Below are 13,666 nucleotides of genomic sequence, written 5' to 3' on the forward strand. Positions count from 1 at the left end.
TCTGTGCGTTGCAGTCCCAAAGATGCCGGATAGTTTCCACGAAAGCAAGAACTGTTCCACGGAATGTTCCACAAAATTTAATTAGCTATGCTTCGCACTGATACTCAGTAGCTAATCAAAAAGGTTCATACTAACTTAATCTGACGATGTAGTAGCAATTGCCAACAGCCGGGTAGTTTAGCTACTCAATCCATCATTCACATCTATCCCTCTTTCATAACTAAGGGGCAGAAGCCCTATATTTATCCTCTCGATTCTGTCACTGTAACTTCTATGAAAATCAACATTACACCAGTTGCTTACGGGCTATTGATTCTATTCAGCTTGTTCGCGCTGGAAGGCTGTCACCGATTCAGCCCCATTACCTCAATCAGTAGCTCTTCATCGGGCTATAAGATTCCAACGGATGACAGTACCTTATATAGTAACAGCTCTCCGTTTCTGATGCCTTATAATCGAATCATCGACGCAGCCGGGAAGTCAGTCAGTTTTGGCGATGCCAGTTTTGAAAACCACAGCCTGGATGCGGTGCTGCTGCCGGATAAGAAAACCCTGGCTGTAGAAGACCGGTATGGTGTCGCTTTTTTCGATGTGAAACAGCAACAGCTCATTTCGCGATGGGATTACAACAAAGGTTCGAGCGTTCGAGGTAGTATGAGTTCCTTCTCGGGCATTAAAGCGATTGTTTACCACGACTCAACCTACATTTTCTGGGGAGCGGGCGGCCGAGGAAAGCCAAACTCCTACGTAATGCAGGCCGTTTGGGACGGCACTCGCGCCCGCCTGGTTCGGACAATTCCATTCGAGGCTATTGCTCCGGCAACTATTGCACTACCCAACGAAGTCGTGGTTAAGGAAGAAGCGGGCGAACTCTATTTATATACAGTCTTGAATGGCAACAATCAATTTGTTAAAGTCAGGGTAAAAGACCAACGGGTTGTCTGGACGGCTCCAACCGGCGTTGCCCCCTTCGGCCTGACGATCCTTGGCGATAAAGCCTATATCACGAACTGGGCAGGACCAGTTCCTGATGCAACGAACGGCTTCAAAACCGCCGGTGTGCCCTGGGGAAGTGCCTACATTGACCCGAAGACGGGAGCTATGGCGCGGGGAACAGTGTCGATCATTGATATAAAGCAGGGAAAAGTAGAAAAGGAATTATCCGTTGGGCTACACCCAAATGCCATCATTAGCAGTCCTGACCAGCGATTCTTATATGTAGCTAATGGCAACAGCGATTATGTATCCGTTATTGATGCTCAGGCTCAACAGGTAACTGACTCGATTTTTGTGGGTTTATTCAATCGAGGCAATGGGTATATCGGTAGTACGCCAAATGCCTTAGCTATTAACCCGGAAGGGACTACGCTCTACGTAGCGAATGGGATGGATAACGCACTGTGCGTTATTTCCCTGGGTAGTAAAGCAGCTACTGCGGGTACAGGCAGCCCCCAAATTAAGGGGTACATTCCAACCCAGGCCTACCCATCGGGCATTGTCCTGAATGGCAATGAACTCTACGTAACTAATCTGGAAGCGGTTGGGGCACGCGTGGCCAACCCTGTTGATCAGGGCGGGCAAGGAAAAAACCCGACGAAAAAAGAGTTGAAAGCCTACAACTCTCACAAACAGCTGGCCTCTATCTCCTTTATTCCTGTACCAGATGAGACGCAGTTAGCAGCCTTCACCGAAAAGGTAAAACAGCAGAGTCTTCAGTTTCGGCTGGCGCTAACCGAGCAGGTTCCCCGACCAGGCGTAGCGCCCAAACCCGTGCCCGAACGAATCGGCGAGCCGTCAGTCTTTAAACACGTTCTGTATATTATTAAAGAGAACCGCACCTACGATCAGGTTCTGGGCGATATGCCACAAGGAAGTGGAATGGCCGATTTGTGCATATTTGGCGATAGCATAACTCCCAATCAACACCGGATTGCCCGCAATTACCTGTTGCTCGATAACTACCATGTTTCCGGCAAATCGTCGGCCGAAGGGCACCACTGGGCCAGTGCGGCTATGGTTACCGACTATACCGAGAAGAGCGTGCGGGCCTGGTTCAGAAGTTATCCGCACGTCTTGTACGATGCGATGGTCTACGACAAAAAAGGCCTGATCTGGAATAACGCGCTCGATCACGGCAAAACGGTTCGCTTATACGGCGAAGCCTGCACCTGTCACTTCGATGAGAAACAATACGACTGGCGACGGTTGTATGAACTGCGCCAGGAAAACAAGCCCTTTTCCTTTACAAACACCACGACTATTTCCCGGGTTAGACCTGTGCTTTCGAAGAACTTTCCGGGTTGCGATGATGAAAGCATCAGCGACCAGATGCGCGCCGATGCCTTTATCAATGAGCTAAATGAAACAGCTGCCAACCCAAACGCCGACTTGCCGAACCTGATGGTGATGTCGTTGCCTAACGATCATACGGCCGGAACAAACCCAGCCTTCCCAGTACCGAGAGCGATGGTTGCCGATAACGACTTAGCCGTAGGCCGAATTGTGGATGCGATCACGCACAGTCGCTTTGCCGCATCGACCGTCATTTTTATTACGGAAGATGACTCACAGGCGGGTTGGGATCATATATCGGCCTACCGAACCACGGGCTATATTGTCAGTCCCTACTCGCGATTGCAAAAAACCGTTCATACCAATTATAATCAGACGTCCATGGTTCGAACGATGGAGCAGATTCTGGGCTTACCACCAATGAATATCCTGGATGCCACCGCTCTGCCCATGTTTGATTGCTTTTCCGACAATCCGGATCTGTCCTTTAAATATAACGTACTGCCTAATCGCGTTAATTTGAACCTCATGAATCCATCGCCAACAGGATTAAAAGGCTCAGCACTGCGTTTTGCCAACCTCTCTAAACGGCATGGCTTTTTCCTGATTGATCGGGGGCATGATGATCTGCTGAATCGAATTCTATGGTTTACGGCAAAAGGCAAAAAACGCTACCCCGCTGAATTGGCGGGCGCAGAAGAGGATGACGACGATGATGATTAGTAAGGATATAGTGCTAAAGCCTTTAGCTAACTAGCCTAACTATTTTTTACCACAGAGGCACAGACAACGCAGCGTTATGATCAATAGACAGCTCTGTGTTCTCTGTGCCTCTGTGGTAAAACTTAAGGTAGATGAATACCTTCAGCACCATTGCGTACTACTTTCATTTCGCAAATTCAACTTTATTGTCATGGCCAACTACTCAACACTTCGTTACGGATTTAGCCTGTTTTTACTGCTTGCTACAGCGATCAGTTGTCATCGGCAAAGCAATTCCTCCCAGTCATCGGAAGAAGCCGAAACCTATAAAAAGCTGGCGGCTAATCGAGTTAATTTACCGAATGGCTGGTCCTTAACTCCGCCTGGCCGTAGTCTTGACCTGGATGATTTACCATTGAATCTGGTCGTTTCTCCTTCTAAAAAATACCTGGCAGTTACGAACAATGGACAGAGTACCCAAAGCATTACCCTGATTGATGCCAGCACAGAACAAATCCTGGATACTGCTAAAGTTGGAAAATCCTATTTAGGGCTGGCCTTTAGCGCCGACGAACAGCGATTGTATGCCTCGGGTGGCAATGACAATAAAATCCTGGTCTATAAAATCGAGAATCAAAAACTGGTGCCCGACGAGCCAATCGTATTAGGCAAACCCTGGCCGGTTAAAATTTCTCCCACAGGTCTGTGCGTCGATGAGGCAAAAAACCGAATCTACATTGTCACAAAAGAAGATAGCTCGCTCTACATTGCCGATACCCAAACCAAAAAAGTTCTTTTTAAACTGAATCTGGGTGCTGCAGCCTATACCTGTTTATTGTCGCCGGATAAGAATGAACTGTTTGTCTCACTCTGGGGCGGCTCGAAGGTGCTGGTCATTAATGTGAATACGCCAGCGATAACGGCTGAAATTGCGACCAATAAGAACCCGAATGATCTGTTGCTCACACACGATGGCAAGTATCTGTTTGTGGCAAACGGCAATGACAATACGGTGGCCCTGCTTGATGTAGCAAAGCGCCAGATAATCGAAACTCTGACCACTTCGCTCTTTCCCAATGCACCCCTTGGCACTACGCCCAATGGCCTGGCTCTGAGCGATGATGAAAATACGCTCTATATCGCCAATGCCGATAACAACTGTCTGGCCGTTTTCGATGTAAGCCGGAAAGGACATAGCCAGTCAAGCGGCTTTATCCCTACAGGCTGGTATCCAACGTCGGTTAAAGTCATTGGCTCTACGATCTTCGTTACTAACGGAAAAGGATTCTCCTCGAAAGCCAATCCCCGAGGCCCCAACCCGGTGCGAACGCGGACCCCACAACAAGTTGGCCCTAACCCCCAGGCAAACCCCGGACCTGTGCAGTACATAGCTGGCTTATTCAAAGGTACGCTCTCGATTATTGACACGCCCGATTCCGAAATCCTGGCGGCTTACTCGCGGCTGGTTTATGCCAATACACCCTACACAAAAAACAAAGAGTTACAGGCGGAAGGCGAAGCGGGCAACCCAATTCCAATGCAGGTGGGTGGGAGCGGCATGTCGTCCCAGTCGCCCATCAAGTATGTGTTCTATATCATCAAGGAGAACCGAACCTACGATCAGATTTTAGGGGATATGAAAGAAGGCAATGGTGACCCGGCACTTTGTCTGTTCCCTGAAAAAGTGACCCCCAACCAGCACGCTTTAGCCAAAGAATTTGTGCTGCTGGACAACTTTTACGTCGATGCGGAAGTCAGTGCGGATGGACACAACTGGTCATCGGCGGCTTATGCCAATGATTATGTTGAAAAAAACTGGGTAACCAGTTATGGCGGTCGGGGTGGTACCTATGATTACGAAGGTCAGAAAGAAATTGCCCACCCACGCGACGGGTTCATTTGGGACCATTGCCAGCGGGCGGGTATTTCGTTCCGAAGTTACGGCTGGTTTGTAGATGGCAAACCCAATATTAAAGTTTTGGATGGCCATTACTGCCCTGATTTCAAAGGATTTAATCTGGGGTATATGGATGCCAGGCGGGAAGAAGCCTGGGAGCAGGATTTTGATGCATTGGTAGCTACCGGAAAATTACCCAGACTCAACACGCTACGCCTGGGAAATGACCATACATCGGGAGCCAAAGTTGGCCTGCCCACCCCGGATGCCGCCGTTGCCGACAATGATTTAGCCGTTGGGAGAATGGTGGAGCACCTTTCTAAAAGCCCGATCTGGAACGAATCGGTGGTGTTTATTTTAGAGGATGATGCCCAAAACGGTCCCGACCATGTGGATGCACACCGCTCAATTGCGTTTATAGCTGGTGGGTTTGTAAAACGCGGCTATATCGATCATACGATGTATTCCACGTCGGGTATGCTCCGAACGATGGAGCTAATTCTAGGTCTGAAACCCATGAGTCAGTACGATGCGGCTGCTACGCCCATGTGGCGCTGTTTCAACAAAAAAGCAGATTCGACACCGTTTACCGCCCGACCAGCCGGTGTCGATATCAATGAGAAAAACGTAGCGATCAACACCAACTCGAAACGTTCGTCGCTCTTTAACCTGACCCACCCTGACGATATTGACGACCTTATTTTCAGCGAGATTGTGTGGCAAACTGTGCGCGGCCCCAAGAGTGTTATGCCTGCCCCACGCCGGGGAGCTTTTGTTCGTTTAGGGAAAGCGGGCGACGAAGAAGAGGACGATGATGACGATTAAATCCATCAAGAAATAAGAAGAACCCCTGTAAACCCAATTTTCATGCATTATTTCACTCATTTTTTACTCCTTCTTATTCTCCGTACTGCCGTTCCCCAAACGGCACCACCCCGACTCATTATCCGTGGTGACGACATGGGGTATGCACACGGGGGCAATGAAGCACTTGTAAAATGCTATAAAGAAGGGATCGAAACATCCATCGAAGTGCTTGTCCCTTCGCCCTGGTTCCCGGAAGCCGTTCAACTACTGACCGAAAATCCAACGGTCGACGTGGGTATTCATTTGACGCTTAGCAGCGAATGGGATAATATCAAATGGAGACCCGTATCCGATTGCCCCAGCCTGAAAGATGCTGACGGGTATTTTTATCCCATGATTTACCCGAATAAAAACTATCCCAAACGTTCAGTTGTGGAAAACAACTGGCAACTGGCCGATGTCGAAAAGGAGTTTCGGGCGCAGATCGAACTGGCCTTAAAAAAGATACCCCGTATTAGTCATATTTCGGGCCACATGGGCTGTACAGGTATGGGAGACGATGTAAAAACGTTAGTCAAAAAACTGGCGAAAGAATATAAAATCGACATTATGCCCAATGAATTGGGAGTAGCCAACATAAGCTATGTGGGTGCGCATGCCACCTCGCAGGAGAAAATAGAAAGCTTTATAAAGATGCTCGAAAGCCTGGAAGCAGGCAAAACGTATCTGTTTGTCGACCACCCTGGGCTCGATACGCCAGAACTTCGGGCTATCCATCATATTGGCTACGAGCAGGTCGCCATTGATCGTCAGGGTGTAACCGATTGCTGGACAAACCCCCAGGTGAAAGCACTCATTAAAACCAAAGGCATTCAGTTGATAAGCTATAAAGACCTGGCGAGGTAGGTTAAAGAGCGAAAGCGTGAATGAGTGAAAGAGCGAATACTATGGGATGGCTCCGCTCTTTCACTCATTCACGCTTTCGCTCTTTAATTCACGCCCACACCTTCGTTCCCTCGGTGCAATTTCGGCACATCTCAATTTCGGAGCGGGACCGGAACAGGGTTTGTCGGAAGTCCTGGTAAGCTGAGCCATGCCAAAGGTCGGCGAAGGATTGGGTTTGTAAATCGCCGAGCCGGTGGTGAGCATCTTTGTCGAAGCAGCAAGGCACCACAAGGCCATCCCAGGTTATGACGCAGGAGTGCCACATTTTCCAGCAGTGATCGCCAAAACCGTTTTTGATTTTATAGGTTCCGTCAGTTTGAGGAGCATATCGGCTATACTGATCCAGGGTTGGAATCAGGTCGGAACCCTGTTCGTATTCGTAAATCTGAGCCGTTTTGAGTCCTACTTCATCCACGCCCAGTTCTCGGGCAAGCTTTTTCACTTCAGCAATCTGATGCTCATTGGGCTTCACCACCAGAAATTGAAAAACGACATGGGGCGTCCGGGATTTCAGTTCTTTTTTCCAGCGCAGGATGTTCTTCGTACCTTCGAGCACTTTTTCCAGCTTCCCTCCTACCCTGTACTGCTGATACACTTCCTGCGTGGTGCCGTCAATAGAAATGATTAACCGATCCAATCCCGACTCCACCGTTTTGCGGGCGTTAGCATCTGTGAGGTAGTGCGCATTGGTGCTCGTGGCTGTATAAATATTGCGCTCGGTAGCATAGCGCACCAAATCCAGAAACTGCGGATGCAAATAGGGTTCGCCCTGAAAGTAAAAGATCAGGTACAGTAGGGTTTCGTGGAGTTCGTCAATAGTGCGTTTGTAAAGTTCTTCGCCCAGCATACCCGTTGGGCGGGTAAACGACCGCAGTCCACTTGGGCATTCGGGGCAACGCAGGTTACAACTCGTAGTTGGCTCAAACGAGATGGACATGGGTAATCCACGCTGCCTGGGGTTACCCGTCTGTTTGGCAACGTAATAGCTCGACAGCACTTTAAGCGCATTAGCTACCCGTTTGGGTGTCAGTTTAGAAGCAAAATTAAGGCCGTCGAGTAGGTTGCGATTCATTAGGTAAAGGTAACACGCAATAGACTAGTTTTAGCTTAATGAATCGGTCGCTACTCCCTGACTTTTCTGGTTTTCCAGCTTGTAAACCCGGCAACCTTCCTCCTCAAAAACCACCTCACCCTTAGGCAGTTTCGTCATTATATTTGGTAAACTCGCTGTCATACCAGCGGCAAAAACGTAGCCTGTTGGGCTATCATGCGTCCAGGCAATGTAATCTTCCTCACCTGGTGCAACCAGCCATTGAGTCTCTTTACCCACAATTTCAGGCCAGATGCTTTCGGCAAATTTCCGCATGCGTAAGATGACAGAAAACTGATCGGCGTTTTGCCCCCAGGCAAATGGACCGTGGGTCACTTTATCGGGCTGGCGATCGTCCTCGATCCGGAAAACGTACAGTTTAGTATATTCTTCATTAGCGCCACGGTCTTCGTGTAGATTCCGAACCTCAAAACCTAACCCTACATAACTAGGCATATCCGTTAGAAACAGCGCTGTGAAATAGCGAAACAGATTACCAGTACGATAGAACTCATCGAAACGGGGATCGTCTTTATCCGCCGTCATCACGGTAAAATTAGGGGCGAACCGGCGTGTTTTCAGGTACCTGTAATAATCCGAAAACTGACGCTTGAACTCGGCTGATCCAACCACAATGGACTGCAAATCCCCCAATGTTGAATCGGCCTCTATGGCATCGAGATGATCGAGTTCATTCCCATAACCCATTGTATCGGGTGGAGCCAGAAAGGTCTCAGCAAAAAATGCATAATAAGGAACCTCCTTCGACTGTACGTATTTTTTGATTGCCCGAAGTGGATCATAATAGTCATCAACCATGGCGGGCACGCCCTCGGGTCGCATTTGCACATGAGCCATGTCGCCCCGCATGAAATCGAAGTTATAGGCGCGTTGACAATCATACACTTTACGGCAAATGTAGTCCCAGGCCGGTCGGTTTGGCCGATCGAAATCAAGCTCCCAATTCTGGTTATTGTCTTTGGATTCGTAAAAGCGGTATCGTGCTAACGGGCCAAACACCCGCGACATAGCCTGAGGCTTATCGAACGCGTACTGATACCAGATTTGCCCGTATTCATCGAGCGTATAATCGTCTTTATCAATGTGCAGTCCACGATACGGGGGAGCCATCGTCATCGGCAATGTTTCAAAGCCCTGTTCCGTGAGGTGCCGAATCAGAGCTATCCGCCGGTTCAGTCGTCCACCATAATCATGTGGATTACCAAACAAAATACGAAAACGCTGATCATCTATCAGTATGCCGATGTCCGTCGAGAAAAAAACGTCTTTGGCAAACGTTAATGGTGTCCCATCCGCGGCACCACGATACTTCAGAAACTGCCAGATAGCCTCTTCAACATACCGATACACAAAGCTGGAATAATCAGCCAGTTCGTCGGGTTTGCCTGATTTCACATCCCGCTGAACCCATTCGAACAAGGCAGGGCAAGCCAGCACCATTTCCGAAAACCGATCCGTATGCGGAATTACATCCATGCCCACCGTGCGGCCCATGGCGTGAAGCAGGTTCGTAACTACTTTAAGCTGCTTTTCAACGGTATCCAGAGCGGGAACGAAACTGGCCAGCGCTACATCAAAAAACTCCGGGTTGATTTGCCAGCTCACCATGCCATACAAGCTACCAACTACGCCCGGCTCCCAAATAGGCAACAGATGAATACTGTCGTGACTAGCTGGTAAGGTAAGCGCATAGTTAATAATAGCCCAAAACGAGCCTATGGTCCGGACGTTTACCCCAACCATATTACTCTGTTTAAGCCACGAGCCATCTGAATAAATTTTGGCAGGGCTATCAATGGTTTCAGCCGGATTTAAGGCCCGGCGCAACGTATCGTTACCTAATCGCTTATGCAGAATTTCAAGCGTTTGATAGACCGAAAAACGCACAGCGGTTTGGGGCAACAAATTAGGAATGAACGACAAACGCCCCGATTGATAGGTGTCTGTGTACAGGCTGTACTGTTGATTCCAGTCGGCTTGTAAGTTGCTGATCGAGTTCGCCATGGGGCAAATGTAAACGCACTTTTTATAAAACCAAATGCCGTTATTTTGTGTCGTTCTGACACCTGAGCAGTCTGTTTTGCGCGGTTCAGCTTAGTATGTTCGCAGCACTTTCAGCCGATGATTCTTATTGATACGAATGTGCGGATTACTGATCAGGTGAAACAGAATACCACTAAGAACTAATGTACCAACTACGGGCAGCGTATTACTGTAAAAGCCTCGATTGTTCACCACATCGGCCAGTAAATATACCCCTCCGGCAATTGGGAAGAGGGTTCCAGCAGCTGTTATGAACGGAATCCGCCGGTGAAGCATAACCGTTTTTATTTCATCGAACCGGAAAGTTACAGGTTCGTCACGGTTCATCACTTCGTTGGCCATCAGGATACTGAAGGTGCTATCTGTTACATCATACAATTGCTCATTGTATTTTTCCCCCCGCGCCTTAAAGTGAAGTTCATCGCCAATAAAATAACGATACCGCCGGAAGCCGCCCAGAGTGTGGTTTACATCGAGAGCCAGGTAGCGTGAGGGGCGCAGCAATGCCGCATACGCAGTACCCTTTCGTTGCAGAAGTTGTTCGGTCGTAAGCGTATCCTGTGGCTGCGCATACACAACTAAACCAGTAAAAAAACAAGCCAGAACCAGACAGGAGCGAAAAAGCATAGTGGGTAAGAAACAAATGAGGTGGTTGGGTAATAAAGCCAAAACTACCTCATTTGTTTCTTAAAAAAATGTTAAGATGACACTTCGCTTACCCGGCTAGTCTTCTCCTCTTAACTCCATTAATTACTGTCGATCGTTTTCTGGCTGTTCACATCCTCAATTTGCTCACGTTTGGCAATGATGCGCTTATCGTGACCCAACGCCCGGCCGCACCTGTGCAAAGGCAAATTCAGTACACACGCAAGTGGCGGTGATCATCCGAAAAATCGTTATACGTACAGAATAATGAGGTGGTATAGCTCCTATACAGGAATGGAACGTTTAATTATTTGGGGAAACCGATGAAATAATTAGTCGGCTTACAGAACTTTGCGCCCATGATTACTGCCGAACAACTCCGAACGTTTACCGAACAAATCTTTATAGCTATCGGCTGCTCTGAGACCGATGCCCGTTTAGCCGCCGATGTACTCGTTAGCGCCGACTTGCGGGGTGTTGACTCGCATGGTGTAGCGCGTCTGCCTGGCTACGTCCGGCTCTACGACCTTGAGCGCATCAACCCTAAGCCGCACATGCGAATTGTACACGAGACCCCCTCAACAGCTGTTGTTGACGGCGACCGCGGACTGGGTCTTGTTGTAGGTCCGTGGGCTATGCAGGTGGCTATTGACAAAGCGAAAATTGCCGGAACCGGCTGGGTGGCGGTACGTAACTCCAATCACTTCGGCATTGCCGGTTACCATGCCCTGTTAGCTTCCGAGCACGACATGATTGGGCAGGCCATGACACATGCGGCTCCACTTGTAGCACCTACGTTTTCGCTGGATAAACTCCTGGGTACGAATCCGATTGCCGTGGCCATACCGGCAGCTACAGAACCCACTTTTCTGGCCGATTTTGCATCGACGGCAGTTGCGTATGGCAAACTCGAGATTTTACAGCGTAAGGGGCAGGACATTCCCCTGGGCTGGGCACAAAACTCAGAGGGTCAACCCACTAACGATGCCAACGCGATTCGGAATGGGGGCGCCCTCTTACCCCTCGGCACCGACCGTGAACATGGTTCTCACAAAGGCTACGGGCTGGGAGCCATTGTTGATATTTTTTCGGGCGTGCTATCAGGCGCGAACTACGGCCCTTGGGTTCCGCCCTTTGCCACGGCAGGCTTCATGCAGGCCAATGAGGGCGTGGGCGTAGGAACGGGGCACTTTTTTGGGGCAATGCGGATTGATGCGTTCCGTCCTGCCGACGAGTTTAAAACCCATATGGATACCTGGATTCAACGATTCCGGCAGGCAAAAGCCGTTGAGGGCAAACAGGTACTGATTCCCGGTGATCCCGAGCGCATGATGGAAGCCGAACGATTAGCCAATGGAATTCCAGTAGTAGAACCCGTGATAAAAAGCTTAGAGGTGTTAGGCGAACGCTTTGGGGTTAAATTGTAAAAATGGCCCGCAGATTAGGCTGATTTATTATGATTTACGCGGATAAAAATCATAATAAATCAGCCTAATCTGCGTCATCTGCGTGCTATACCTACCATTAATTTTTCAAAACCAAATCCATATGAATTACCGAAAACTCGGCAAAACAGGCTTTACTAGTTCCGAGATTAGCCTTGGCACCTGGCAAGTGGGTGGCAAATGGGGCGATCCCTTCAGCCATGACAATGCCGACCGTATTCTTAACGAAGCCGTTGATGCCGGGATTAATTTCATCGACACGGCCGATGTGTATGGCGATGGCGAAAGCGAGAAAGCCGTTGGGCGGCTGGTGCGTTCGCGCTCCGAACAAATTTTTGTGGCTACCAAATGTGGCCGTCGACTGCAACCGCATACCAACGAAGCGTATCAGCCCAAGGCACTCCGCAACTTCGTGGACGACAGCCTGCGAAACATGGGGCTTGAAACCCTCGACCTGATTCAACTACATTGCCCCCCAACGGACGTATATTATCGACCGGAAATTTTTGAGCTATTTGATCGACTAAAAGACGAAGGGAAAATTCAGCACCTGGGCGTCAGCGTTGAGAAAGTAGAAGAAGGACTGAAAGCCATCGAATTCCCGAACGTAACCACGGTGCAGATCATTTTCAATATGTTCCGGCAGCGGCCAGCCGAACTGTTTTTTAGTGAAGCCAGCCGTAGGGATGTGGGTATTATTGTTCGGGTACCGCTGGCGAGTGGGCTATTAACCGGTACGTTCAGTCCGGAAACTCACTTTTCAGCCAGCGACCATCGTACGTTTAATAGGCAGGGTGAGGCTTTCGATAAAGGTGAAACGTTTTCAGGCGTCGATTATGCCACTGGTTTAGCCGCCGTCGATGAGCTAAAAGCCGTTTTCTCGAATGATAGTAATTTAGCACCCGATGCGCTCCGCTGGATTCTTACCTTCGATGCCGTGAGCTGCATAATCCCGGGGGCGTCAAAACCAGCCCACCTGACATCAAATCTGCAAGCGATGGAACGCCCGGCTCCTTCGCCAGAACAGATGGCCGCCGTAAAACGCATCTACGACGAGCGCATCAAAAATCCAGTGCATTACCTGTGGTAAATTATACATTTTAGCTTGTGTAGATTCTATTGATTCTGTAAAGAGTGCAGAATTAATAGAATCTACACAAGCTAGCCTGGTCGCCACAAGTTCTGGTTAATTCCGCCCAAAATAAACCTGGAATCCTAAACTAAAATTCAGGGCTTTAGGAATATTTGGTGTTAGCGCGTTTGTCGTACCGCCGAGATAGCTATTAATAGCGCCTATATCACCCCCTGTATAAGCCAATGCCATATCGAAGCTAACGTGTCTGTTCATAAAGAAAGCAACTCCCCCCGTTACACTATAAATGGGATCAGTACTTGTTGAGGAGGCAGAACCATTAACTGATGCAGATGTATTGACAATACCTACAGATGCGCCAAGGAACGGTTTCACCTGAGAGGGGCCAATATAATACCGCAGGAAAGGAGCTATCCCGATCTGAGTTAGTTTGCTATTGTCAGCCCCAAGATGATAAAAGGGTATCCCAGCCCCAACGACCAGTCCATTACTGATAAACCAGCCATAGGTTGGCTGAAGGCTGATAATTGTTGCTTTATTTGTATTACCTGAGGTTGGAATAATTATATTGGCAACATTAACGCCCATCAGGCGATTACCCTTCTCCGTTTGAGCCATTGCGCTCGAAAACCCTGCAATAACCAGAGCGATTGTACAGACGATTGCTTTCATAACGTGCATATATG

General features: G+C 48.8%; 9 protein-coding genes. 5 read left to right on the forward strand and 4 right to left on the reverse strand.

Going from position 1 to position 13,666, the window contains the following annotated elements; genetic code table 11:
- Positions 1-273: 273 nt before the first annotated feature.
- The 3 genes from EXU85_RS28440 (at position 274) to EXU85_RS28450 (ending at position 6,604) form a co-directional block, all read left to right on the forward strand.
- Complete coding sequence (locus EXU85_RS28440; RefSeq protein WP_142775329.1) at positions 274-3,015, forward strand: alkaline phosphatase family protein; 2,742 nt, start codon at positions 274-276, stop codon at positions 3,013-3,015.
- Positions 3,016-3,205: 190 nt separating this feature from the next.
- On the forward strand, positions 3,206-5,716 hold the full coding sequence (locus tag EXU85_RS28445) for an alkaline phosphatase family protein (RefSeq protein WP_142775330.1): 2,511 nt from the start codon (positions 3,206-3,208) through the stop codon (positions 5,714-5,716).
- Positions 5,717-5,758: 42 nt separating this feature from the next.
- Positions 5,759-6,604 (forward strand): polysaccharide deacetylase family protein, encoded by an 846-nt coding sequence (locus EXU85_RS28450; protein ID WP_142775331.1) that lies wholly within the window; start codon positions 5,759-5,761, stop codon positions 6,602-6,604.
- 88 nt (positions 6,605-6,692) lie between these two features.
- Here the strand turns inward: EXU85_RS28450 and EXU85_RS28455 are convergent, their stop codons facing one another.
- The 3 genes from EXU85_RS28455 to EXU85_RS28465 all read right to left on the reverse strand — a co-directional run bounded on the left by EXU85_RS28455 (position 6,693) and on the right by EXU85_RS28465 (position 10,424).
- Positions 6,693-7,715, reverse strand: a complete 1,023-nt coding sequence (locus EXU85_RS28455; protein ID WP_142775332.1) for an SPASM domain-containing protein — start codon at positions 7,713-7,715, stop codon at positions 6,693-6,695.
- Between the two features lie 30 nt (positions 7,716-7,745).
- Positions 7,746-9,758, reverse strand: coding sequence for a hypothetical protein (locus tag EXU85_RS28460; RefSeq protein ID WP_142775333.1), 2,013 nt, complete (start codon positions 9,756-9,758; stop codon positions 7,746-7,748).
- 90 nt (positions 9,759-9,848) lie between these two features.
- Entirely contained in the window at positions 9,849-10,424 is a 576-nt protein-coding gene (locus EXU85_RS28465; RefSeq protein ID WP_142775334.1) for a hypothetical protein, read from the reverse strand.
- A 377-nt stretch (positions 10,425-10,801) separates the two neighbouring features.
- Here EXU85_RS28465 and EXU85_RS28470 point away from each other — a divergent pair, with 377 nt between their 5' ends.
- Together EXU85_RS28470 and EXU85_RS28475 are read left to right on the forward strand one after the other, a co-directional pair.
- Complete coding sequence (locus EXU85_RS28470; RefSeq protein ID WP_142775335.1) at positions 10,802-11,869, forward strand: Ldh family oxidoreductase; 1,068 nt, start codon at positions 10,802-10,804, stop codon at positions 11,867-11,869.
- Between the two features lie 121 nt (positions 11,870-11,990).
- Entirely contained in the window at positions 11,991-12,977 is a 987-nt protein-coding gene (locus EXU85_RS28475) for an aldo/keto reductase (RefSeq protein ID WP_142775336.1), read from the forward strand.
- Positions 12,978-13,073: 96 nt separating this feature from the next.
- Here the strand turns inward: EXU85_RS28475 and EXU85_RS28480 are convergent, their stop codons facing one another.
- Positions 13,074-13,652, reverse strand: coding sequence for an outer membrane beta-barrel protein (locus tag EXU85_RS28480; RefSeq protein ID WP_168207878.1), 579 nt, complete (start codon positions 13,650-13,652; stop codon positions 13,074-13,076).
- Positions 13,653-13,666: the final 14 nt, after the last annotated feature.

It is taken from the genome of Spirosoma sp. KCTC 42546, assembly GCF_006965485.1.
Taxonomy (GTDB): Bacteria; Bacteroidota; Bacteroidia; order Cytophagales; family Spirosomataceae; genus Spirosoma.